Source organism: Clavibacter rahimiani, assembly GCF_052654495.1.
This window is the reverse complement of the sequence record NZ_CP199790.1, coordinates 1,051,366-1,074,451: the sequence shown is the minus strand read 5'-3', so window position 1 is coordinate 1,074,451 and position 23,086 is coordinate 1,051,366. Positions and strand designations below refer to the sequence as shown.

Here is a 23,086-nt window from a genome sequence, read left to right as displayed (position 1 = left end):
GGGGACGGGGCCGGGCGCCCCACCCCCGGGATCCCCGGCGTGTCGCGGGTGAGCCCGGGCGTGTCGCGCACGATGATGGTCCCGATCGTCACCGTCGCGATCGGGGAGGCCGTGGATCATGTTCCGGTGGCGCAGAGGCAAGTCCGTCCCGACCGAGGTCGCGCCCGCGGCGCCCGATCCGGGCCACGCCGAGGGGCGCCCGGCCCCGACCGGCGCGGGTCCCGCGCCCACCCCCGCCGTCTCGCTCGCCACCGGCGAGCTCGCCGCCATCGCCGCCCGCCTGCACGGCGGTCCGGTTCGTCCGGCGCACGTCCCGGCGCACAAGGCCGAGCCGGTGGACGCCGGCGCTCCCCCGGCCGACACACTTCCGACTCCGGCCCCCGAGCCCGACCTGCGGCCGCTCGCCCTCGTCGTCCAGGCCGCGCTCGCCCATCACTTCGGCCCCGACGGCGCGTGGGCGCTCGTGCGCCGCACGCCCGACACCACCGCGGGCTTCTTCGACGAGCTGATGACGGCGCACATCGCGCGCGACGTCGCCCTGGCGCTCGGCGCCTCCCCCGCGACCGCCGGCCTGCCGCTCGAGGACGCCCGGGCGTCGGGGCACGCCGGGGACGACGTGGCCGCGCGTCGGGACGCCGTCGCGCGTGAGCTCGCGGTGTTCGACGAGGATCCGCTCGACGGCTCCATCGCGGAGCTCGCCGGCGACCCGCGCCGGGTGCCCGCGGTGCTCCGCGCCGTCCGCAGCGCCTAGGGGCACCGCGCTGGCGGGGCCCCGGGCCCGCGCTCCGCGTCAGCGCTCCGGGTCGGCGCTCCTGGTCAGCGCTTCGGCGCCACCTGCGGGCCGCCCCACGGTCCCGCGGATCCGGCCGGGTACTCCTCGAGCGGCACCTCGCCCGCGCGCCACGCGGCGACGACCGGCTCGACGATGCGCCAGCACTCCTCGGCCGTGTCGCCGCGCACCGAGAGGCTCTCGTCCTGGGAGATGATGCCGTCGATCACCTGGCCGTACGGCGGCAGGTCGCCCGCGTCGAACGCGGTGGCGAGCTCCGCGCGGTCGATCACGTCGGGGTCGGCCGGGCCGTTGACGTTGACCTCCAGGTGCAGCTCGTCGGGCGCGAGGAGGATGCGGATCCGGTCGGGCTCCTGCGCCCCCGCCAGCCCGGTGGGCACGTGCGGCGCCGGCTGGAAGGTCACGACGATCTCGCGCCGGTGGTCCTCCATCGCCTTGCCGGAGCGCAGCCGGAAGGGCACGCCCGCCCAGCGCCAGTTGGCGATCTCGACGGTCATCTCGGCGAGGGTCTCGGTGCCGCGCGCGGGATCCACGCCCTGCTCGTCGGCGTAGGCGGGGAGCTCGCGCCCCTCGACGTCGCCGGCCGTGTAGCGCGCGCGGCGGGAGGAGGCGACCGGGTCGCCGCCCCACGGTCGGGTCGCCCGGAGCACGAGGGCCTTCTGGTCGCGGATGTCGCGCGCGTCCGTGGTGGCGGGCGGCTCCATCGCGAACACGGCCATCACCTGCAGCAGGTGGCTCTGGATCATGTCGGCGAGCGCCCCCGCCCTGTCGTAGTAGCGGGCGCGGCCCTCGAGCGCGAGCTGCTCGTCGTAGACGATCTCGACGCTCGCGATGTGCTGCGCGTTCCAGACGGGCTCGAGCATCCGGTTGGCGAAGCGGAGGCCGAGCAGGTTCCGCACGGTGGAGCGGCCGAGGAAGTGGTCCACCCGGTGGGTGCGCTCCTCGGGCACGAGCGTGGCGAGCAGCCGGTTGAGCGCCTGCGCGCTGGCGAGGTCGGTGCCGAACGGCTTCTCGAGGCACAGCGACGTGCCCTCGGGCAGCGCGATCCGCGTCATCGCCTCGCACGCGAGTTCCGTGACCGCGGGCGGCAGCGCGAAGTACACGGCCGGCGCGGCCTCGCAGACGGCGAGCAGGCCCTCGAGGTCGGCCTCCGCGGTGACGTCGGCCGAGCGGTACGTGGTGCCCGCGACCACGCGGTCGACCGCGGGCCCCTCGGCGCCGAGCGACGCGAAGGACGTGCGGACGACCTCGCGCCACCGCTCGTCGTCCCACTCCTCCGTCCCCGCGCCCACCAGCTGGAGGTCGAGGTCGGGGCGGTGGGCGAGGAGCTCGCCGAGGCCGGGGAGGAGGAGGCGCGCGGAGAGGTCGCCGCTGGCGCCGAGGATCAGGAGCGTGGAGGAGGCGGGCATGCGGCCAGGCTACGCGCGGTGGCGGGGATCGGCAGGTGCGCCGTGGGACCATGGCGCATGGCCATGCGCATCGAGGACTACGCACTCATCGGGGACTGCCACACGGGAGCGCTGGTCGGGCGGGACGGCTCCATCGACTGGCTGTGCCTGCCGCGCTTCGACTCGGCGTCCATGTTCGGCGCGCTCCTCGGCACGGAGGAGCACGGCGCCTGGAAGCTCGCGCCCGACTCCCCCGACGCGACCGTCGCCATGCGCACGTACCTCGGCAACACGTTCGTCCTCTGGACGCGGTGGGAGACGCCCGAGGGCGCGGTCGAGGTCACCGACTTCATGTCCATGGGCGACCGGCGGGCCGACGTCGTGCGCCGCGTCCGCGGGATCAGCGGCACCGTCCGGATGCAGGGCGACCTCCGCCTGCGCTTCGGCTACGCGACCGCGCTGCCGTGGATCCGCAAGCTCGACGGCGACGACCCGCGCCTCGTCGCCGTCGCGGGCCCCGACGCGGTCGTCGTCCGCGGCCCCGAGCTCACGGCGACGAACCACCACCACGGCGTGTCCTTCGACGTCGCGGCCGGCGAGTCCGTCGACCTCGCGCTCACCTGGTACCCCTCGCACCGCAGCGAGCCGCCGGCGTTCGACGTCGACGCCGCGCTCGAGCACACGACCGAGTGGTGGGAGACCTGGGCGAGCTCCATCGAGCACTCCGGCCCCTACCAGGCCGCCGTCCGCCGGTCCCTGCTCGTGCTCCGCGCGCTCACGCACGAGGACACGGGCGGCATCGTCGCCGCCGCGACCACGAGCCTGCCCGAGCAGTTCGGCGGATCCCGCAACTGGGACTACCGCTACGTCTGGCTCCGCGACGCGTCGCTCACCCTCGAGGTGCTCCTCGCCCACGGCTTCGACGACGAGGCGGACGAGTGGCGCACGTGGCTCCTGCGCGCGATCGCCGGGGACCCGGGCGACGTGCAGATCATGTACGGCCTGAGCGGCGAGCGGTACCTGCCCGAGCGCGACCTCGACAGCCTGCCCGGCTACCAGGGGTCCGGCCCCGTGCGGGTCGGCAACGGCGCGTTCGAGCAGTACCAGGCGGACGTCATCGGCGAGGTGATGCTGGCGCTCCAGGCGGCGCGCGACGCGGGCGTCGGCGAGACCGAGTTCTCCTGGCCGCTGCAGCGCGCCCTCATCGGCTTCGTGGAGGAGAACTGGGAGCGGCAGGACAGCGGCATCTGGGAGATCCGCGGGGCCGAGCAGCACTTCACGCACTCGCGGGCCATGATCTGGGCGGCGCTCGACGCCGCCGTGCAGGGCGTGGAGCGGCACGGGCTCGAGGGGCCGGTGGAGCAGTGGAAGGCGCTGCGCGACCGGGTGCGCGACGAGATCCTCGACCGGGGCGTCGACCCCGCGACCGGCGCGTTCCGGCAGCACTACGGGACGACCGAGGTGGACGCGTCGCTGCTGATCCTCGCCCAGGCCGGCTTCTGCGCCTACGACGACCCGCACATGCTCGCGACGGTCGAGGTGATGGAGCGGACCCTCATGCACGAGGGCTTCCTGCTCCGCTACGACACGAGCGCCGGCGTCGACGGCCTGCCCGCGGGCGAGTACCCGTTCCTCGCCTGCTCGTTCTGGCTCGTCGAGCAGTACGCGCGATCCGGCCGCCAGGCGGACGGCCGCGAGCTGATGGACCGGCTGGTGGGGCTCTCCAACGACGTCGGGCTGCTCTCCGAGGAGTACGACCCGGTCGGTCGCCGCCAGGCCGGCAACGTGCCGCAGGCCCTGTCGCACCTCGCGCTCGTGCGGGCGGCGGACGCGCTGCAGGCCGCGGGCGCGGCGCACCCGGACGAGCTCGACCGCGCGCACCGGGAGGGCGGCGCGGCGGCCGCGCACGCGGACGCGGCGCGGCGGCGGACGACGACGGTCCCCGCGGGCTGATCCGCGGGGCACGGGCGCGCGACACTGCCCCCTGTCAGAGCGCCGCGAGGAACCGCTCGACCGCCGACAGGGCGCCCGGATGCCGCGGGGTGCCGGCGTGGGTCGCCCCCTCGAGCTCGACGAGCGCCGCGTCCGGCCGCAGCGCCCGCACGTGGTGCGCGGCCCGCAGCCGCTCGGCGTCGCGCGTGCCCGCGACGAGGAGCAGCGGCACGGCGGATCCGGCGACGACCGCGTCGGGCACGCCCCGGTCCCGCTCCGACTCGCGCATGTAGGCGGCGAGCGCCCGGGCGTCGTCGGCGAGGAACGCCCCGCGCGTCGCGGGGTCGACGGGCGCGCCGCTGTGCCGCTCCCACGCGTCGAGGAAGCCGGGCATGCCGCCGGCCTCGAGCGCCTCGATGCAGCCGGGGAAGAACACGCGGTCGAAGACGCCGACGCCGCTGCGGGGGGATCCGCCGAGGCTGGACGTCGAGAGCAGCCGGTCGGGGTGCGCCGCGGCGAGCGAGAACCCGACGCGGGCGCCGAGGCTGTAGCCCACGTGGTGGACGACCGCGACGCCGACCGCGTCGAGCACAGCCACGACGTCGGTCACCATCAGGTCCATGGCGTAGGCGGCCGACTCGTGCGGCGTCCCGCTGCGCCCGTGGCCGCGGAGGTCGAGGGTGATCACCGGCCGCGCGGGCGAGAGCGCGCGCACCCAGCCGAAGCCCCGCCAGATCGCCTGGGACAGCGCCGTGCCGTGCACCAGGACGACGGGCGCGCGGGCGGGGTCGCGCGGATCCTCGTCGTCGGGTCGGGCGCCGAAGGCCCGGTAGGCGATGCGCGTGCCGTCGAGGGGGTTGGTCGCGGTGTCCACGGGGGTCCAGGGTACGCGGGCCGCGGCGCCGGACCGGCCGGGTGGCCGGCCGGGGCGCGCGCGGTGGTCGAGCGGGCTAGGCGGACGCGCCGTCGCCGTCCTCGTCGGTGCGGTGGGGCGTGTCCTCCTCGGGCTCGAAGTGGTCGGATCCGCCGTCGTGGCCGGCCGCGACGCCCGTCTCGCCCGCCGGGATCGTGCCGTCGCCGCCGAGCTTCGCGTCGTCGTCGCCGTGCGCGTCGGTCGTGCCGTCGTGGTGGGTCATGTCCGTGCCTCCTCGTCGTCGCACGGCCCGCGCCCCGCGTCGTCGCGGCGCACCGTGGCCGGCGGTGTCCTCCCATCCTGCCCGCTCGCCCGGGCGGCGCCACCCCGCCTGTCCGGCGTCCGCCCGCTCGCAGGATCCCGTCACCGTCCGCGATCGTTAGCCGAACTAATGAGCTACCCTCAGCGCATGCCCGCCTCCCCCGACCTCAGCCAGAGCCTGCGCGCGGGAGTCATGCGCCTCTCGCGTCGCCTGCGCGCCGAGAAGGCCGACCACGAGCTGAGCGACAGCCAGTTCGTCGTGCTCGCCCTCCTCCTCCGCGACGGGCCGACGAGCCCCGGGCGCCTCGCCGAGATCGAGCGCGTCACCGCGCCGAGCATGAACCGCACCGTCAACCAGCTCGTCGACGCGGGCTACGCCGGGCGCGCCCCCGCGCCGGACGACGGCCGCCGCGTCACCGTGTCCGTCACCGCGTCCGGCCGTCGCGTCGTGCAGGAGACCCGCCGCCGCCGGAGCGCCTGGCTCTCGCTCCGCCTCGCCGAGCTCACCGACGAGGAGCGCGCCACCCTCGCCGACGCCGCCGTCCTCCTCGACCGGATGGCCTCCGCGTGAGCGCCGTCTTCCGGAGCCTCCGCGCCCCGAACTACCGCATCTGGTTCGCCGGCGCCCTCGTCTCCAACGTCGGCACGTGGATGCAGCGCACGGCCCAGGACTGGATCGTCCTCACCGAGCTCACCCGCTATGACGCGACGGCCGTCGGCATCGTCATGGCCCTGCAGTTCGGGCCCATGCTGCTGCTGTCCCCCTACGCCGGCCTCATCGCCGACCGCTACGACAAGCGACGCGTGCTGATGGTCACGCAGGGCACCATGGCGGTGCTCGGCCTCGGCCTCGGCCTCGTCGTGCTCTCCGGCCGCGCGGAGCTCTGGCACGTGTACGCCTTCGCGCTCCTGCTCGGCGTCGCGTCCGCCCTCGACGCGCCCGCCCGGCAGTCGTTCGTCTCCGAGCTCGTCTCCGACGACGACCTCTCGAACGCGGTGGCGCTCAACTCCGCCTCCTTCAGCGCCGCGCGCATGATCGGGCCGGCCGTCGCGGGCGTGCTCATCGCGGGCGTCGGCACGGGCTGGGTCTTCCTCATCAACGCGGTGAGCTTCATCGCGGTGCTCGTGGCGCTCACCCGCCTCCGCGTGGGCGAGCTCCGCCGCCCGGAGCACATCGCCCGCTCGCGCGGCCAGCTGCGCGAGGGCTTCCGCTACATCGGCGGGCGCCCGGACATCATGGTGATCCTCGTCATCGTCTTCCTCGTCGGCGCCTTCGGCTACAACTTCCCGATCTTCACCTCCACCATGGCGAGCGTCGAGTTCGGCAAGGGCGCGACCGAGTTCGGCCTGCTGTCGTCGAGCCTCGCGGTCGGATCCGTGGCCGGCGCGCTCCTGTCCGCCCGCCGGGAGCGCCCGCGCATCCGCCTCGTCTTCGTGGGCGCCGCGCTCTTCGGCCTGGCCACCGCGCTCGCCGCGATCGCCCCCACCTACCTGCTGTTCGCCGGTGCGCTCGTCATCGTCGGCGTGGTCTCCCAGACCCTCATGACGAGCGCCAACAGCACGGTGCAGCTCACGGTCGAGCCCCGCATGCGCGGCCGGGTCATGGCCGTCTACATGGCGATCTTCGTGGGCGGCACGCCGCTCGGCGCGCCGATCGTCGGCTGGATCGCCAACGAGTGGGGCCCGCGGGCGGCGCTCATGGTCGGCGCGGCGAGCGGGATCGTCTCCGCCCTCATCGCGATCGCCTGGCTGGTGCTGCACCGGCACCTGCGCGTGACGTACCGGATCCACCGCACGCCGCACCTGCTCGTGACGCACGACGGCGACGGCCGCGACCGACGCGAGGACGCACGCGAGGACATCGAAGCCGACGAGGCGGTCGCCCGCCGCACCTGACGCGGCGGCCGACCGCGGCCGGTCTGCCCTGGTCGCCCCGGGCCCCGCGGCGCCCCGCCGGCGCGGCCCCTCCGGCTCAGGGCGCGGGCGTCGTCGCGGCGCTCGGGGGCACGTAGCCCACGTCGTCGAGGCAGTAGTCGAGGAAGCCGTCGACCGCGCGGAGGTACTGCCCGGTGTCGAGCGAGGCCCCGTCGGTGTCGGTGCCGGACCGGAGCGCGTCCAGCTCGTCGACGATCCGCGAGAACGACGCCACGAGCGGCGCCATGTTCTCGGGCGCCATCTCCGCGAGGGACGCGTTCCCCTGGCTGACCCGCTCGAGGAGCGTCGGGTCCACGGCCTCGCCGTCGCCGAGCGCCTGCACGAGCCTCGTCGAGTCGGGCAGCACCTGCGCGAGCGTCGAGCAGGTCGCGAGCTCGTCCTCGGTGGGCGGCCCGGGCGCGCGCGTGACCTCCGGCTCGGGGACCGCGGTCCCGCCGCCGTCCTCCGGGGCACCCGTCTCGGCAGGCGCGCCGGCGATCGGCGGCGCGGTCGTGGGAGCCGGCTGCCCCGGATCCGCCGTGCACCCCGCGAGGACGAGCGCCCCCGCGACGACGATGGCGGCGACCCAGGACGGGGCCCGGCGTGACGTCCTTCGCGTGCGGGGCAAGCGGGCCTCCTCGGCGCATATCACGGATGTCTCGGCCCGCGGAAGGCCACCGACGCGGGTGCCGGGGCGCATGCCCCGTGCCACTACCGTATTCGGATGACACGAAGCGAGAGCGACCGCAGCGCCGTCCAGCCCGACCCCGACTTCGTGGCGCAGGACTTCAGCCACGAGCAGGAGGGCTACCAGCACGGCCTCAAGCCCCGGCAGCTGCAGATGATCGCCATCGGCGGCGCGATCGGCACGGGCCTCTTCCTCGGCGCCGGCGGGCGCCTCGCCGCCGCGGGCCCCGCGCTCGCCATCGTCTTCCTGATCTGCGGCGTCTTCGCCTTCTTCATCCTCCGGGCGCTCGGCGAGCTGGTGCTGCACCGCCCGAGCTCCGGCTCCTTCATCTCCTACGCGCGCGAGTTCTTCGGCGAGAAGTTCGCCTACGCCGCCGGCTGGATGTACTTCCTCAACTGGGCGACCACCGCCATCGTCGACGTCACCGCGGTGGCGCTCTACATGCACTACTGGTCGGCGTTCACGGCCGCGCCGCAGTGGCTCCTCGCCCTCATCGCGCTCGCCATCGTGCTCGCGCTCAACCTCGTGGCCGTCAAGGTCTTCGGGGAGATGGAGTTCTGGTTCGCGCTCGTGAAGGTCGCGGCCCTCGTGGTGTTCCTCGTCGTCGGCATCGTCTGGCTCGCGTGGAGCTTCCCCGTCACGGTCGGCGGCGCCCAGGTGCAGACCGGCTGGACCGTGCTCCAGGAGAACGGCGGCGTCTTCCCCACCGGCCTCGTGCCCGTGGTGCTCGTCGTGCAGGGCGTCGTCTTCGCGTACGCGGCCATCGAGCTCGTCGGCACCGCGAGCGGCGAGACCCAGGACGTGGAGAGGGTCATCCCCCGCGCCATCAACTCGGTCGTCTTCCGCATCGCGATCTTCTACGTCGGCTCCATCGTGCTCCTCTCGCTGCTGCTCCCCTACACGGCGTACAGCGCCGACCAGAGCCCGTTCGTCACGTTCTTCTCCAGCCTCGGCTCCCCCCAGGTCGGCGCGATCGCCGGATCCGTCATGAACTTCGTGGTGCTGACCGCCGCCATGTCGAGCCTCAACGCCGGGCTCTACAGCACCGGCCGCGTCCTGCACTCGATGGGCATGAACGGCTCGGCGCCGCGCTTCACGACCGTCATGTCGAAGGGCGGCGTCCCCTTCGGCGGGATCCTGCTCACCGGCTCCATCACCCTGCTGGGCGTCGGCCTCAACGCCGTCGTCCCCGACCAGGCCTTCGAGATCGTCCTCAACGTGGCCGCGCTCGGCATCGTCGCGGGCTGGGCGACCATCATCCTGTGCCAGATGCGCCTGCGCACCTGGGCCAAGCAGGGCAAGGCGAAGGAGCCGACGTTCCGCCTGCCCGGCGCGCCCGTCACCTCGTGGCTGACGCTCGCGTTCCTCGTGAGCGTCCTCGTGCTGATGGCGATCGACTGGCCCATCGGGACCCTCACGGTGGCGTCGCTCGTCGTGATCATCCCGCTGCTCGTCGTCGGCTGGTACCTGCAGCGCGACCGGATCCTCGAGATCGCGCGCGTGCGCGAGGGCATCACGGGCCCGTTCCCGGTCACCGGACGCGACGCGGCCGACCAGCGCAAGCGCTGACCGGCACCCGTCACCGCGACCCGACGCCGCCGTCCTCCGCTCCGGAGGCGGCGGCGTCCGCGTCCCCGCCCTCATGGTCCGCTCGCCCTCTCCTCGCGTCCCGATGGCCGGCGGGAGCCGCCGACCCGGGCGCCGCGGGCTGCGCCGGATCCGGCCGGAGCCCGCGTCCGAAGGCGAGCAGCTCGTCGCCGTGCTGCACGACCCACGCGACCGCCGCGTTGAGCGAGTCGCGCCGCGCGACCCAGACCCGCAGTCCGTCCGATCCGAGCCCGCACGCGTACACCTCGTAGGTGAAGGGGTCGGCGAGGTCCGCCCGGTGGCGGAGCACCCACCCGAGCGCCGGCCCGTCGCCGATCCGCACGATCCACGCGCCCCGCACGGGATGGGCGTGCGGGTGCCGCGGCACCGGGCTGATCGCCCCGGCGGCGTCGCCGCTCTGCTTGCTCCACATGCGGATCCCCTCGGGTCGTCCGACGCGGACCCCGTGCCCGCGTCGACGCCCGGCCGCGTCGCTCCGAGCGTACGCGCGCGCACCGACGCCGCTCGGGGATCACCCGGTGCTGAGGTCGCCGCCCCCTGTCGCCTCCGGCGCGCACCGACGGTCACGTGCACGCACCCAGCACGCGGTCGACGGCGGCGCGGTCCGCGTCGTCCATCCCGAGGTCGTACCGGCTCACGACGAACGCGAAGCGCGTGACGTAGAGGCACCGATAGGCCGCGTCCGGCGGGAGCCACGTGGCGGGTCCCTGGTCCGACTTGTCCTGGTTCGTGGGTCCGTCGACGGCCTGGAGCTCGTCGACGTCGGTCGCGAGCCTCTCGCGCCGCTCGTCCGACCACGCCCACGCGCCGTGCCGCCACGCCCAGGACAGCGGCACGAGGTGGTCGATCTGCACGGCGGCGCTCGTGCGGGCACCACGCGTGAAGTCGATGCCGCGCCCCGTGTAGGCGTCGTCGAGGTGCCCCGCGACCACCGTGCACCCCTCGTCGACGGACGAGCGGTTCACGTCCGTCATGTCCCGGGCGAGGACGTCGTCGCGCTGGTCGCAGCCGTTGCCGTCGGCGTCCGCCCACGCGGGCCCGAAGGCGTCGCGGTCGTAGCGGGGGTACCGGTCGCGTCCGTCGGCCCGGATCCGGTCGGTCATGGCCCGGGCGGCCGCCGTGTCGATCCGCCCGTCGCCGACGAGCCCCGCGCGCGCGAGCGCCTCGACGACGGCCCCGTCGGCGACCTCCGTGGTGAGCCCCGCGGGGTCGCCGCCCGGCCCGAGCACGGCCTCCCTCGCCCCGACGACCACGGATGCGGCGACGACCAGCACGGCGAGGGCCGCCAGGGCGACGCGGATCGCATGGCGCCGATCCCCGCGGATCCTCGCGAGCGCACGCACCAGCCGGTCGCCGGCCCGCCGTCGTTCCCCACGCTCCCTCATCCCCGTCCCCTCCCGGGGACAGGGGTACCGCATCGCCCGGACGCGAACATCCCGTCCCGCGTCGCGCGTGGCTCAGGGCATGCGAGACGGGAGTGGGGAGGGGATGCCGAGCACGTCGCAGATCACGTGAGCGTGACCCGGGCGACGCGTGGCGCCGAGGACAGCCGGTCGCGCTAGAGCAGGGAGCGCGCCGCCAGGACGAGGTCCGCGACCGCCCCGAGCGATGAGGGCCCGGGGGTGTTCTGCCCGGCGGTGGCCAGGCGGACGAGCGCGAAGGCGATCACGGCGATCACGATGACCGCGCCGATGACGTAGATCCACACCTTCAGGCCGCGACGCGCGGGCTGCAGGGGGTTCTGCTCGAGGGGTCCGTCGTGGTCGGGTCGTTCGGGGTGTTCGCGCATGATCGCACCCTACGCCGGTCGCTCCCCCGGTCGACGCGGCGTCGGCCCGCCGCGCGCATGCGCCGACGGGCGGTCCCCCGGATCCGGGAGACCGCCCGTCGGCGGGAACGCGTCGCGAGGACGCGCGGGGAGGGTCAGGCGGAGATGCTCTGCGCGAGGACGCCGTCGAGGACGACGGACGCCTCCTCGTCGGTGGACTTCTGCGCGAGCGCGAGCTCCGAGACGAGGATCTGCCGGGCCTTGGCCAGCATCCGCTTCTCGCCGGCCGAGACGCCCGAGTCCTGGTCGCGACGCCAGAGGTCGCGGACGACCTCGCTGACGCGGCGCACGTCGCCGGAGCCCATCTTCTCGGTGTTGGCCTTGAAGCGGCGCGACCAGTTGCCGGCCTCCTCCTCGACGTCGCCGCGGAGGACGTCGAACACGGCCTCGACGCCGGAGCTGTCGATCACGTCGCGCAGCCCCACCAGCTCGGCGTTGTCGACGGGCACGTCGATGACCAGCTCGCTCTGGTGGATCTGGAGGGTGATGTACTTCTTGTCGACCCCCTTGATGGTGCGGGTCTTGACCGCGGTGATCGTGGCTGCGCCGTGGTGGGGGTACACGACGGTCTCCCCTACTTCGAAAATCATGTAGTGCTGTCCTTCGATCCCTCGAGATGTGTGCCGGAGATGTCGCGCACGCGCATGCACAGCCGCGTGGGCGCCGACGTCCCGCGCCGCGCCGCGCGCCGTGCGGCGTCGTCGTGGAGCGTGGCCGGTGCACCGAGATCACCGGCCGCCGCGGGGCTCCGCCAGGGGGCGTCCGCGGTGATGGTCCGACCGGTATTCTCTCACGGTTCTCCCCCGCCCACCGACGCGGTCGGCCGACGTGCGCCGCGGGAGGAGGGGAGCGACCTCAGGACGAGCTGCCCCGGATGCGGAGCGTGTGGTGCACCCCCTCGGACTTGAACCGAGAACCCACTGATTAAGAGTCAGTTGCTCTGCCAATTGAGCTAGAGGTGCAGGTGAGGACCCTGTCGAACGGGGTACCGGACCGAGAGATGACACTAGCACCACGTCGAGGGCCGGCGCCAATCGAGGCCGCGGAGCACGCGCCGGGGCCCCTCCCGCCCGGCCTAGCATGGAGGTCGATCCCGCCGACCGAGAGGCTCCCCCATGACCGAGACCGCCCGCCTCGAGAAGGGGCAGCCCGCCCCCGACTTCACCCTGCCGGACCAGGACGGCGCCCCCGTCACCCTGTCCGACCTCCGCGGCCAGGACGTCATCGTGTACTTCTACCCGGCGGCCGGCACCCCGGGGTGCACCACGCAGGCGTGCGACTTCCGGGACAGCATGGACTCGCTCCAGCGCGCGGGCTACCGCGTGCTCGGCGTCTCGAAGGACCCGCAGGAGGACCTGGCGCGCTTCCGCGAGGAGCAGGGCCTCGGCTTCACCCTGCTGTCCGACCCCGACCTCGAGGTGCACCGCGCGTACGCCGCGTACGGCGAGAAGTCGCTCTACGGCAAGAAGGTCACCGGCGTGATCCGCTCCACGATCGTGGTCGACGGCGAGGGCCGCGTCACCCTCCCCCTGTACAACGTGAAGGCGACGGGGCACGTGGCGTCGCTGCGGAAGAAGCTCGGCGTCGACGCCTGACGCGCGGGGACGGAGCCGCCCGAGGGCGAACAGCACGAGGCTGGAAGTCTCTCGGCGCCCCGTCTCAGTCGCGACGGCCCGTGGCGAGCAGCACGGAGCGCGTGAAGAGCAGCACCAGCACGACGGCCGAGGGGACGATGAGGCCCCAGCCGAGGTCCTGACGCGCGTCCGGCCCCTGGAGGCTGCCGACCCCGACCGCGATCTGCAGCACCTGCCAGGTGACGGCGGCCGGCCGGATCCAGCTGCGGCCGCGCAGGATGCCCCGGACGACGGCCCCGAGGAAGACGGCAGCGAGGGCGGCGAGGGCGATCAGCGCGACGGCGCCGGCCACCGACGCGGGCGACGACGTGAGCAGGTCGACCACGAGGAGCGCCGTGACCCCGGCCATGCCCGCCGCCTCGAGTCCGACGAGGACCGTGAGGAGGACGACCGCGGGTGATCGGCGCGATCCCCGGGGGACGTCGCGCGGATCGAGGGCATCACCGGTTCCGGTCACAGCACGTTCCCATACAAAGCTATTGATTGATCGTTGGCTCTATGCGACGATATTCGAGGTCGAGTTCGTTCACAGGGTGGTGAGCAGATCCGGAACCGAGCTTACAAGGGACGCATTCCCGAAGCTGAGCATCTCACGAGGAGGGGCAACGTGCCCCGTCCCGATGCGGTTCCCGGACGCCTCGCCCCATCCCCCATCCCGCGGCAGTCCGCCGTGCAACGAGTAACGACCTGAGGAGCACCCCTATGGATTGGCGTGACAAGGCAGCCTGCCTGACTGTGGACCCCGAGCTGTTCTTCCCCGTGGGGAACACGGGCCCGGCCGTCGACCAGATCGACAAGGCGAAGGCCGTCTGCGGTCGCTGCTCCGTCACCGAGATGTGCCTGCAGTACGCCCTCGAGACCGGACAGGACTCGGGCGTCTGGGGCGGCCTCAGCGAGGACGAGCGCCGCGCGCTCAAGCGCCGCGCGGCCCGCGCCCGCCGCGCCAGCTGACGCGAGGCGACACCGCACCACAGCACCACCGACGAGAGCCGGGCAGCCCAGTGGGCAGCCCGGCTCTCGTCGTCCCCGGCGTCCGACATCCCCGTCGTCCTCGCCGGATCACGTCACCGTGGCTCAGGCGGTGACGGGCGCCAACCACCGCAGGGGCACCTCGATGGTCACCTCGGTGCCGCTGCCCATGAGGGTGTGCCAGTCGATGGTCCCGCCGAGCTCCCCCTGGATGAGCGTGCGGACGATCTGCGTGCCCAGCCCGCTGCCGACCTTCCCCTCGGGCAGGCCCACCCCGTCGTCGCGCACGCTGACCGTGAGCGTCTCCTCCGTGCGAGCCGCCTCGATGGCCACCTCGCCCGAGCGCCCGGCCAGGCCGTGCTCGACCGCGTTCGTGACGAGCTCGGTCAGCGCGAGGGCGAGCGGCGTCGCGTAGGCGCTCGGCAGCACGCCGAAGCTGCCCAGGATCTTCGGGTGGACCCGGGTGTTGTGCGCCGACGCCACCTCGGCGATGAGGAGCAGCACCCGGTCGAACACCGCGTCGAAGTCCACGTTCTGGTTGAGGCCCTCGCTGAGGGTGTCGTGCACCACGGCGATGGCGCCCACGCGGCGCTGCGCGTGGCCGAGCGCCTCGCGGGCCTCCTCGGTGTGCGAACGCCGGGCCTGGATGCGCAGGAGGCTCGCGACGGTCTGCAGGTTGTTCTTCACCCGATGGTGGATCTCGCGGATGGTCGCGTCCTTGGTGATGAGCTCGCGCTCCTGGTGCCGGAGCTCGGTCACGTCGCGGCAGAGCACGACGGCGCCGACGCGCTCCCCGTGGCTGCGGATCGGGATCGCCCGCAGCGAGACGGTGACGCCCCGGGACTCGATGTCGGTCCGCCAGGGAGCGCGCCCGGCGACGATGAGCGGCAGCGACTCGTCGACCGTGAGCCGCTTGCCGGTGAGCAGGCTCGAGGTGGCGTCGGCGAGGGACTCCCCCTCGAGCTCCTCGGAGAAGCCCATGCGGTTGAAGGCGCTGAGCGCGTTAGGGCTCGCGAACGTGGTGATGCCGTCGACGTCGAGCCGCAGGAGCCCGTCGGAGGCCCGTGGGGCACCGCGGCGGGGTCCCGTCGGCGAGCCGAGGTCGGGGAAGTCGCCGTCCGCGATCATCGCGAACAGGTCGTTCGCGCACTCGTTGAACGTGAGCTCCTGGCGGCTCGGCGTGCGCGTCTCGCTGAGGTTCGTGTGCCGGGTGATCACGGCGATCGGGGTGTCGGTCACCTCGGGGCTGCCCTGCGCGAGGCGCCGGAGGACGGGCACCGCGCGCACGCGCGTCGGGGTCTCCTCGTACCAGTCGGGCGCGGACGAGTCGATGATGCGCGCGGTCTCGTGCGCGTCGGTCACCTGCTTCCGCCACTCGGCCTTGATGGGCTGACCGACGAAGTCGCGGTAGAAGAGCGTGGCCGAGCTCGACGGACGGGCGTGGGCGACCGCGACGAAGCTGCCGCTCACCGTCGGCACCCACAGGACGATGTCGGCGAAGGCCAGGTCCGCGAGGAGCTGCCAGTCGCCGACGAGGAGGTGCAGCCACTCGACATCCGCGTCGGAGGACAGACCCTGGGCATGCACGAGATCGCTGAGCGTGGACACGCCTACAGCCTAGGCGCGCCGCGCGCGCTCCTCCCCCGCCCCGGCGGCACCCGGGCGCCGGGTCACACCGGAGCGCTCCGCGCGACGCAGCCTCCGGGGTGCGTCCTCCACGGGCAGCAGCGTCGTGCGCGTGAACCGCGACCACTCCACGAGCGCCGGCGACCGCGGGGCGACGTCGCGCAGGGTGGCTCCGGCGAGCACCGCGGCGTCGAGCGCCTCGCGATCCTCGGGGACATAGGCGGCCGCCTCCACGTTGCCGAACCGGACGAGGGTGCGGCGGACCTGACCGGCCGCGTCCCATCCCCCGGCACTCGGGCGCACGCGGTTGACGAGCACGGAGACACGTGACGGATCCACGATCTCGAGCAGCTGCACGTAGGCGCGGAAGAAGCGCGACAGGCCCACGGTGTCCGCCGAGACGACGGCGACCACGTGGTCCGCTCCGCGCAGCACCGCGTGCGTGGCCGCGTTGCGACGGGGTGCGAACATGTCGCTCGAGATCTCCTCGTCGTCCTCCAGGTTGAAGGACGCGTCGACCACGGTGTAGTCCCGCCACGTCCGGCACGCCTGCAGCACCGCCGAGACGCGTCCCTCAGCGAGCTCCGGCCACCGGTCCGGACGCGAGATGCCCGTGAGCACCGAGAACCCGGGGGCCCGGGTCGACGGGTGGTCCTGAGCGATCCGATCGAGCTCCTCGACCGTGAGGCTGTCGGCCGCCGCGAGGCGGCACGCCGCAGCGAATCCGGGAGCCTCGTCCAGCAGCCCCAGGGTGGCCGCGACCGTGCCGCCGTGGACGTCCGCGTCCACGAGGACCGCCGAGTGCCCCGCCGCCGCCACCTCGCCGGCGACGGCCAGCGCCGTCGCGGTGCGACCTGGCGCTCCCTGGGGTCCCCATACCGCGATCACCCGCCCCGAGGCGCGCTCCCCGTCGCCGGCCTCGTCCCGGTCCCGAGCGACGGGAGCGGCCACGCGCGGACGCCGGACGAGGCCGAGACGCGCCAGCAGGGGCCGCCCCGGCTCCCGCTTCAGCCTCGTCGGGGACACGCCGACCCGGTCGGCTCGCGGCTCCACCTCGACGCCGGCGCCGCGCGCGGAACGCCGCGTGCGCGGCGGCACCTCGGCGAGCCGGGGCCGGTCCGGCCGATCCCCCTCTTCCACAGCCCCGGCGGCACTCGACTCGAGGTGGCCGGCGACGGCATCCGCACGGCGGACTCCGGACGCCGGCTCTCCGATCGACCCCAGGGGACGCACCGTGAGCAGCAGCTCCTCGATCTCGCGCCAGGTGGCGCCCTCGTCCACCACCTCGTGGTGCCCGAGCGCCTGCGCGTTGCGCCGGTCGGCTTCGCTCGAGGCGACCGCGACCGCCCGCGCTCCCCGCTCGTCGAGCACCGCGAGCACGTCGCGGTCGAGCGTCGTGGGCGAGGCCGCGATGACCAGGTGCAGGGGATCCGCCTCCGCGGCCCGCACGGCGGCGATCACCTCGGCCGCACCCGTCACGCGCGCGAGCACGACGTGCCCGGCCCCGACGACGTCACGGAGCAGCGCGTCCTCCACTCGAGGCGGGAGGGCGAGGACGAGGGACGCCACGCTCAGGCCCCCGCGTCGCCGACGGGCACGAGCGTGATCTGGTCGCGCGCGTCGGTCGACGCGAGGACCGCCGCGATGTCCTGGCGCGGGACGGTCAGCTCCACCTGCGTGCGTTCCTGGTCGGCGACGAAGCCCTGGGGTGGGATGACCTCCGCGACGGTCGCGCCCGACACGATCACCCGCGGAGGGTCGTACGCGTTCGTGCCGCTGCCCTTGGCGGCCGCCGCCCAGACGTCGACCACGGTGCCGGGCGCGACGAGATGGTCGGCACCCGAGGTCGCGGGCACGACGACGGAGGCGGTCGTGCGCGTGTCCGCCGACGACAGGGAGGACCGCGGGACGAGCTCGCCCGCCCCCACGAACCGGGTCACGACGAGGCCGTCCACGGCGTCCGGCGATGCGTAGAGGTCGGCGGCTCCGTCGAGGCGCACCCGCACCGGCACCAGGTCGGACGCGTGGACGGTGCTGCCGGCGTCGAGCGGGGAGGCGGCGGCCATGACGACGACGGACGAGTCCGCGGAGCGCAGGAGCGCGACGACCCCGCCCGTGGACGCGAGCACCAGGACGACCCCGGCGACGAAGCGGGGATCCGACCAGACGGGACGGCGCGCCGGACGCGCGGGACGAGGGGTGGGAGGCATGCCGGTCAATGTCGGGGACGACGTGCCGAGGCGTCGCGCGTTGTCCACATGCCGGCTCAGACCCGCACGAGCACGATCCCCGCGAGCGGCACGAGCCGGTACCCGGAGACCGAGGACTCCCGTCGCGGAGCGCCCGCCTCGTGCACGGCGACGTCGACGTGATCCCGTGCGACGCGATCCAGCGTGCCCCCCACGATCGTGTCGCGCAGCCGCAGCTCGACGCGCGCGCGACGCCGGCAGAGGTCGCGCAGGACGAACGGCAGGCCGATGCGGTCGACGATGCCCCGCTCGGGCGGCAGTTCCGACACCGGTGCGAGGCTCGACCTGACCTGCTCGCGGTCGAGGGCGAGCGCGTGGACCGAGGCGAGCGGCAGGATGCAGGCCCGCTCCTCCCGACCCGAGCTCACCTCACCCGGTACGACGAGGTCCCCGGACAGCCAGTCGCGACCGAGCACCTTCGCGCGGAGGTCGATCCACGTCCCGTCGGACAGGGACAGCCGCAGCGGCCTCGCGTCGCCGGATGCGGTGAGCGCACGGAGCCGGTCGCGCAGGACGGTGCGGGCGACGCGCATCCGCTCCTCCTCGGCGCGCTGGTCGCGCTCCTCGGCGAGCCGCGCGGTCTCCCACTGGCCCTCCAGGTCGTCGAAGAGGTTCTCCCACCTCATCGGGCGCCGTCCGGGCGGACGGGGAGGGCGCGGGGCGGAGGCGGGGACGGCTCGGACATCCGGGTCACCTTGGGTCGCTTCCTTGAGATCCGCTCTCAGTTCTCCACATCTTGTGGCCTGAGCGTGCGCTCGGCCTCCCGCGCTGTCACAGTTGACCCGTCATCGTGGTCCCCCCGATCGGGGGGGAGCACCGGGATGGGAGTGACGCATGAGTGAAGCAGTGCCACGGGAGGAGCTCCCCGACCGCGGGAGCACCGTCGCCGGCAGCGCCGACGGAGCATCCACACGCCGTACCGGTGCGCCGAAGCCTCCTCCCCCCACCGCCGGCGGTCCGGCTCCGTCGGCGGCCGGCCGGGCATCGAGCGCCACGGCACCGGCCGCGACGGTCCGCGGCACGGTCCGCAAGCGATTCGACGTCGACGACTTCTTCGGCCGGCAGCCGTGCAGCAGCCAGGACCTCCCTCCGTCCGGCCCGCTCCTCGAGAACCTCACCCGGTGCGTCATCGAGATCCTCGCGGGAGCCCGCGAGCTCGACCAGATCGCGCGCTGGGTCAGCGACGACGTCTACCGCCACCTCCTCAAGCGCGTGGTGCTCAGCGCCCGAGCCCGACGCACCAAGGGGCAGTCGGTGACCCGCCCGGTCTTCACGATCGGCACGGTCACGTCCTTCTCTCCCCGCGACGGCGTGATCGAGGCCGTCATCGTCGTCCACGGTCGCGCCCGTGCCCGCGCCGTCGCCATCCGGCTCGAGGGTCTCGACCGCCGCTGGCGGGCCACGGCCATCAACGTCCTCTAGCAGCCGGACGCACGAGAAGGGCGCACCTCCCGCGGGAGGTGCGCCCTTCTCATGTGCCCGGTCGTCATGCGCCCGGTCGACGCGCGCCGGCGACCGAGCCGCCGACGCGCGTCGGGATCACTTGCGGCGATCGGCCTTGCGGCGCTCCTCGCGGTTCTGCGGAGCGGAGGCCCCAGCGGTGCGCTGCCCGAACGCACCGCGCGCCGGCGGGCCCTGGGGCTCCTCGGGCTCGTCCTCACCGACCAGCACGGCGTCCTCCGCCTCCTGGTCCTTCTGCGCCTTCGCGGTGGCGGCCTTCTCGATCTGACCGCGCTGGTTGCGGACCTCGACACCGCCGTCGTCCGTCGGCGCCGTGTAGCGGAGCTTGTCCGCCGTCGCCTGGTTGGCGGCGAGCCCCTTGGCCTGGATGCGCGGGCCCACGGACTCGGCGTCCGCCGGGGCCTGCACCTCCACGTCCAGGTTGAAGAGGAAGCCGACCGTCTCCTCGCGGATGGCGCCCATCATCTGCTGGAAGAGCGCGAAGCCCTCACGCTGGTACTCGACCAGCGGATCGCGCTGCGCCATCGCGCGGAGGCCGATGCCGTCCTTCAGGTAGTCCATCTCGTAGAGGTGCTCGCGCCAGCGGCGGTCGATGACCGACAGCACGACGCGGCGCTCGAGCTCCCGCATGGCCGCCTCGCCGAGCTGCTCCTCGCGCTTCGAGTACGCGAGCTTGGCGTCGGAGAGGATCTCGCGGCGGACGAAGTCGCGGTTGACGCGGCCCTTGCTGCCGGCCTCGGTGATGACCTCGTCGATGGTGATGGAGATGGGGTAGAGCGTCCGGAGCTCGGTCCAGAGGGCGTCGAAGTCCCAGTCGTCGCCGTTGCCCTCGCCGATGTGCGAGTCGAGCACGTCGTCGATGACCGCCTCGAGGAAGCGCTGGGAGCGCTCCTGCAGGTCGTCGCCCTCGAGGATGTGGCGGCGGTCGCCGTAGATGGCCTCGCGCTGGCGGTTGAGGACGTCGTCGTACTTGAGGACATTCTTGCGGATCTCGGCGTTGCGCGCCTCGACCTGGCCCTGCGCGCTGCGGATGGCGCGGCTCACGACCTTCGACTCGATGGCCACGTCGTCCGGGACGCCGTCGCGGCCCATGAGGCTCGCGGCGGCGCCGTTGTTGAACAGGCGCATGAGGTCGTCGGTGAGCGACAGGTAGAAGCGGCTCTCGCCCGGGTCGCCCTGACGGCCGGAACGCCCGCGCAGCTGGTTGTCGATGCGGCGCGACTCGTGGCGCTCGGTGCCGAGCACGTAGAGGCCGCCGGCCGCGATGACCTTCTCGGCCTCCTGGTCGACATCGGCCTTGACGGCCGCGAACACGTCGTCCCACTCGGTCTCGTACTGCTCCGGGGTCTCGACCGGGCTGAGGCCCCGCGCGTTCATGGCGGCGACGGCCAGGAACTCGGCGTTGCCGCCGAGCATGATGTCGGTGCCGCGGCCGGCCATGTTCGTGGCGACCGTGACGGAGCCGAGGCGGCCGGCCTGGGCGACGATGGCGGCCTCGCGTGCGTGGTTCTTCGCGTTGAGGACCTCGTGGCGGACGCCCTTCTTGGCGAGGAGCTTGGAGAGGTACTCGCTCTTCTCGACGCTCGTGGTGCCGACGAGCACGGGCTGGCCGGCGGCGTGGCGCTCCGCGATGTCCTCGACGACCTGCTCGAACTTCGCCTTCTCGTTCTTGTAGATGAGGTCGGACTGGTCCTTGCGCTGCATGGGCCGGTTCGTGGGGATCGGGACGACGCCGAGCTTGTAGGTGCTCATGAACTCGGCGGCCTCGGTCTCGGCCGTGCCGGTCATGCCGGAGAGCTTCTTGTAGAGGCGGAAGTAGTTCTGCAGCGTGACGGTGGCGAGGGTCTGGTTCTCGGCCTTGACCGCGACGCCCTCCTTGGCCTCGATGGCCTGGTGGATGCCCTCGTTGTAGCGGCGGCCCATGAGGATGCGGCCGGTGTGCTCGTCGACGATGAGGACCTCGCCGTTCATGACGACGTAGTCCTTGTCCTTCTTGAACAGGGCCTTGGCCTTGATCGAGTTGTTGAGGAAGGAGATGAGCGGGGTGTTCGCGGACTCGTAGAGGTTGTCGATGCCGAGGTGGTCCTCGACCTTCTCGATGCCGGCCTCGAGGACGCCCACGGTGCGCTTCTTCTCGTCGACCTCGTAGTCGACGTCGGGGATGAGGCGCTTGGCGACGGTCGCGAACTCGGTGAACCAGCGGTTCGCGTCGCCGGCGGAGGGGCCGGAGATGATGAGCGGCGTGCGCGCCTCGTCGATGAGGATTGAGTCGACCTCGTCGACGACCGCGAAGAAGTGGCCGCGCTGGACCATGTCGGCGGCCTGCCACGCCATGTTGTCGCGGAGGTAGTCGAAGCCGAACTCGTTGTTCGTGCCGTAGGTGATGTCGGCCGCGTACTGCTCGCGGCGCTGCTGCGGGGTCTGGCCCGCGAGGATCACGCCGGTGGTCATGCCGAGGGCGCGGAACACGCGGCCCATGAGCTCGCTCTGGTAGCTGGCGAGGTAGTCGTTGACCGTGATGACGTGGACGCCGCGCGAGGCGATGGCGTTGAGGTACGCGGGGAGCGTGGCGACGAGGGTCTTGCCCTCGCCCGTCTTCATCTCGGCGATGTTGCCGAGGTGGAGGGCGGCGCCGCCCATGATCTGGACGTCGAAGTGGCGGAGGCCGAGGGTCCGGCGGGACGCCTCGCGGACCGCGGCGAAGGCCTCGGGCAGCAGGTCGTCGAGGGACTCGCCGTTGGCGTGGCGCTCACGCAGCTCGACGGTCTCGTTCTTGAGCTCCTCGTCGGTGAGGTGCGTGAAGTCCTCCTCGAGCTGGTTCACCGCCTTCGCGTAGTTCTGCAGCTTGCGGAGCGTGCGCCCCTCGCCGACGCGAAGGACCTTCTCGAGTACTGAGGCCATCGGTGTCTCCCTGCGTAGATGGGCGGGCGTCGGATGACGACGACCGCCGTGACGGCGCGCGGATGTCGCCGCCGACGAGCATCGCCATAGTACCGACTCGTCCGGGCCTCTTCCCGGGAGCGCCCTGACCCCGTGGGGGACGGCGGACGCACGAGGCCCCGCGCGCCGGAGCGCGCGGGGCCTCGTGGACCGCGGGAGGGATCAGCGGCGGAGGGAGCGGGACCCGGCGCCGGCCCCCGCGAGCTCCTGCTCGCCGTCGGCCAGGCCGATCACGCCGTAGTCCCAGCCCTTGCGGCGGTAGACGACGCTCGGGCGGTCGGTCTCCGCGTCGATGAAGAGGAAGAAGTCGTGGCCGACGAGCTCCATGTGCTCCAGCGCCTCGTCGACCGTCATCGACTGCGACGGGAAGACCTTCGTGCGGATGACCACCGGGCAGTAGTCGTCCTCCTCGACCGGCTGGTCGGCGGGGGCGACGCTCCTCCCGTTGACGCGCTCGATGAGGTCGGCGTCGGCGGGGTCGAGGTCGATGCTGGCGAAGCCCTCGGTGGTCGCCTCCTGGAGGGACACGGGCCGGTGGTTGCCACGGTGGATCTTCTTCTTGTCCTTCGCACGGCGCAAGCGCTCGAGCATCCGGCCGAGGGCCAGGTCGAAGGCCGCGAACTTGTCGGCGGCGCTGCTCTCGGCGCGGATCACGGGGCCGGGGCCCACGAGCGTGATCTCCACGCGGTCGTCCCCGGCGGAGCCGCCGGACTTCTCGCTGTGCCGCGAGACCCTGATGTCGAGCGAGATGGACTTCTCGGCGAGCTGGGCGATCTTGTCGACCTTCTCCGTGGCGTACACGCGGAACCGGTCCGTGATCTCGGCGTTGCGGCCGGTGATGTTGATGTCCATGACGTACCTCCAGATCATGACGCGCCGCCCGCT

Annotated in this window: 23 protein-coding genes and 1 tRNA gene; 8 read left to right on the top strand and 16 right to left on the bottom strand. The window is 73.4% G+C overall.

Translation table 11 applies throughout. From position 1 onward, the window contains the following. Window positions 1–118: 118 nt before the first annotated feature. Window positions 119–751 (top strand): hypothetical protein, encoded by a 633-nt coding sequence (locus ACT7CP_RS05175; protein ID WP_445443621.1) that lies wholly within the window; start codon window positions 119–121, stop codon window positions 749–751. A gap of 65 nt (window positions 752–816) precedes the next feature. On the opposite strand, the gene ACT7CP_RS05170 is transcribed toward ACT7CP_RS05175, so the two are convergent. Continuing rightward, window positions 817–2,199, bottom strand: a complete 1,383-nt coding sequence (locus ACT7CP_RS05170; protein WP_445443620.1) for a glucose-6-phosphate dehydrogenase — start codon at window positions 2,197–2,199, stop codon at window positions 817–819. 57 nt (window positions 2,200–2,256) lie between these two features. On the opposite strand from ACT7CP_RS05170, the gene ACT7CP_RS05165 reads away from it, so the two are divergent. Further along, a complete protein-coding gene (locus ACT7CP_RS05165; protein WP_445443619.1) occupies window positions 2,257–4,131 on the top strand; it encodes a glycoside hydrolase family 15 protein in 1,875 nt (624 codons plus the stop codon). Between the two features lie 34 nt (window positions 4,132–4,165). On the opposite strand, the gene ACT7CP_RS05160 is transcribed toward ACT7CP_RS05165, so the two are convergent. Continuing rightward, window positions 4,166–4,984 carry an alpha/beta fold hydrolase gene (locus tag ACT7CP_RS05160; protein ID WP_445443618.1) on the bottom strand — a complete coding sequence of 273 codons (819 nt, stop codon included), beginning with the start codon at window positions 4,982–4,984 and terminating at the stop codon, window positions 4,166–4,168. 76 nt (window positions 4,985–5,060) lie between these two features. Beyond that, complete coding sequence (locus ACT7CP_RS05155) at window positions 5,061–5,246, bottom strand: hypothetical protein (protein ID WP_445443617.1); 186 nt, start codon at window positions 5,244–5,246, stop codon at window positions 5,061–5,063. A 186-nt stretch (window positions 5,247–5,432) separates the two neighbouring features. On the opposite strand from ACT7CP_RS05155, the gene ACT7CP_RS05150 reads away from it, so the two are divergent. Together ACT7CP_RS05150 and ACT7CP_RS05145 are read left to right on the top strand one after the other, a co-directional pair. Beyond that, entirely contained in the window at window positions 5,433–5,855 is a 423-nt protein-coding gene (locus ACT7CP_RS05150) for a MarR family winged helix-turn-helix transcriptional regulator (RefSeq protein WP_413963921.1), read from the top strand. After that, on the top strand, window positions 5,852–7,180 hold the full coding sequence (locus ACT7CP_RS05145) for an MFS transporter (RefSeq protein ID WP_445443616.1): 1,329 nt from the start codon (window positions 5,852–5,854) through the stop codon (window positions 7,178–7,180). The genes ACT7CP_RS05150 and ACT7CP_RS05145 overlap by 4 nt, the downstream gene beginning before the upstream one ends. A 76-nt stretch (window positions 7,181–7,256) precedes the next feature. On the opposite strand, the gene ACT7CP_RS05140 is transcribed toward ACT7CP_RS05145, so the two are convergent. Beyond that, window positions 7,257–7,826 carry a hypothetical protein gene (locus ACT7CP_RS05140; protein ID WP_445443615.1) on the bottom strand — a complete coding sequence of 190 codons (570 nt, stop codon included), beginning with the start codon at window positions 7,824–7,826 and terminating at the stop codon, window positions 7,257–7,259. Between the two features lie 96 nt (window positions 7,827–7,922). Between ACT7CP_RS05140 and ACT7CP_RS05135 the strand changes: the two genes are divergently transcribed. Further along, complete coding sequence (locus tag ACT7CP_RS05135; protein WP_445443614.1) at window positions 7,923–9,455, top strand: amino acid permease; 1,533 nt, start codon at window positions 7,923–7,925, stop codon at window positions 9,453–9,455. A gap of 10 nt (window positions 9,456–9,465) precedes the next feature. On the opposite strand, the gene ACT7CP_RS05130 is transcribed toward ACT7CP_RS05135, so the two are convergent. The 5 genes from ACT7CP_RS05130 to ACT7CP_RS05110 form a co-directional block, all read right to left on the bottom strand. Next, complete coding sequence (locus ACT7CP_RS05130; protein WP_445443613.1) at window positions 9,466–9,906, bottom strand: hypothetical protein; 441 nt, start codon at window positions 9,904–9,906, stop codon at window positions 9,466–9,468. A 151-nt stretch (window positions 9,907–10,057) separates the two neighbouring features. Then, window positions 10,058–10,879 (bottom strand): HNH endonuclease family protein, encoded by an 822-nt coding sequence (locus tag ACT7CP_RS05125; RefSeq protein ID WP_413963916.1) that lies wholly within the window; start codon window positions 10,877–10,879, stop codon window positions 10,058–10,060. A 173-nt stretch (window positions 10,880–11,052) separates the two neighbouring features. Next, on the bottom strand, window positions 11,053–11,283 hold the full coding sequence (locus tag ACT7CP_RS05120) for a hypothetical protein (protein WP_413963915.1): 231 nt from the start codon (window positions 11,281–11,283) through the stop codon (window positions 11,053–11,055). Between the two features lie 134 nt (window positions 11,284–11,417). After that, window positions 11,418–11,912, bottom strand: coding sequence for a CarD family transcriptional regulator (locus tag ACT7CP_RS05115; RefSeq protein WP_012298114.1), 495 nt, complete (start codon window positions 11,910–11,912; stop codon window positions 11,418–11,420). Window positions 11,913–12,208: 296 nt separating this feature from the next. Next, window positions 12,209–12,284: transfer RNA gene (locus ACT7CP_RS05110), tRNA-Lys, on the bottom strand. A gap of 153 nt (window positions 12,285–12,437) precedes the next feature. On the opposite strand from ACT7CP_RS05110, the gene bcp reads away from it, so the two are divergent. Beyond that, window positions 12,438–12,917 carry a thioredoxin-dependent thiol peroxidase gene (gene bcp, locus ACT7CP_RS05105; protein ID WP_413963914.1) on the top strand — a complete coding sequence of 160 codons (480 nt, stop codon included), beginning with the start codon at window positions 12,438–12,440 and terminating at the stop codon, window positions 12,915–12,917. 64 nt (window positions 12,918–12,981) lie between these two features. On the opposite strand, the gene ACT7CP_RS05100 is transcribed toward bcp, so the two are convergent. After that, window positions 12,982–13,413 (bottom strand): hypothetical protein, encoded by a 432-nt coding sequence (locus ACT7CP_RS05100; protein WP_413963913.1) that lies wholly within the window; start codon window positions 13,411–13,413, stop codon window positions 12,982–12,984. A 245-nt stretch (window positions 13,414–13,658) separates the two neighbouring features. Between ACT7CP_RS05100 and ACT7CP_RS05095 the strand changes: the two genes are divergently transcribed. Next, window positions 13,659–13,907, top strand: coding sequence for a WhiB family transcriptional regulator (locus tag ACT7CP_RS05095; RefSeq protein ID WP_012037746.1), 249 nt, complete (start codon window positions 13,659–13,661; stop codon window positions 13,905–13,907). A 123-nt stretch (window positions 13,908–14,030) separates the two neighbouring features. Here the strand turns inward: ACT7CP_RS05095 and ACT7CP_RS05090 are convergent, their stop codons facing one another. The 4 genes from ACT7CP_RS05090 to ACT7CP_RS05075 are packed head-to-tail and all read right to left on the bottom strand — an operon-like array spanning window position 14,031 to window position 18,426. Further along, window positions 14,031–15,533 (bottom strand): sensor histidine kinase, encoded by a 1,503-nt coding sequence (locus ACT7CP_RS05090; protein WP_413963912.1) that lies wholly within the window; start codon window positions 15,531–15,533, stop codon window positions 14,031–14,033. A 9-nt stretch (window positions 15,534–15,542) separates the two neighbouring features. Then, entirely contained in the window at window positions 15,543–17,120 is a 1,578-nt protein-coding gene (locus tag ACT7CP_RS05085) for a CpaE/TadZ family protein (RefSeq protein ID WP_445443612.1), read from the bottom strand. 2 nt (window positions 17,121–17,122) lie between these two features. Next, complete coding sequence (locus ACT7CP_RS05080; RefSeq protein ID WP_445443611.1) at window positions 17,123–17,761, bottom strand: SAF domain-containing protein; 639 nt, start codon at window positions 17,759–17,761, stop codon at window positions 17,123–17,125. A gap of 56 nt (window positions 17,762–17,817) precedes the next feature. Then, window positions 17,818–18,426 (bottom strand): hypothetical protein, encoded by a 609-nt coding sequence (locus tag ACT7CP_RS05075; RefSeq protein WP_413963909.1) that lies wholly within the window; start codon window positions 18,424–18,426, stop codon window positions 17,818–17,820. A 208-nt stretch (window positions 18,427–18,634) separates the two neighbouring features. On the opposite strand from ACT7CP_RS05075, the gene ACT7CP_RS05070 reads away from it, so the two are divergent. Continuing rightward, on the top strand, window positions 18,635–19,222 hold the full coding sequence (locus tag ACT7CP_RS05070) for an Rv3235 family protein (RefSeq protein ID WP_445443610.1): 588 nt from the start codon (window positions 18,635–18,637) through the stop codon (window positions 19,220–19,222). Window positions 19,223–19,339: 117 nt separating this feature from the next. Here the strand turns inward: ACT7CP_RS05070 and secA are convergent, their stop codons facing one another. Then, complete coding sequence (secA, locus tag ACT7CP_RS05065; RefSeq protein ID WP_445443609.1) at window positions 19,340–22,162, bottom strand: preprotein translocase subunit SecA; 2,823 nt, start codon at window positions 22,160–22,162, stop codon at window positions 19,340–19,342. Between the two features lie 201 nt (window positions 22,163–22,363). Then, on the bottom strand, window positions 22,364–23,053 hold the full coding sequence (gene hpf / locus ACT7CP_RS05060) for a ribosome hibernation-promoting factor, HPF/YfiA family (RefSeq protein ID WP_445443608.1): 690 nt from the start codon (window positions 23,051–23,053) through the stop codon (window positions 22,364–22,366). Window positions 23,054–23,086 lie beyond the last annotated feature (33 nt).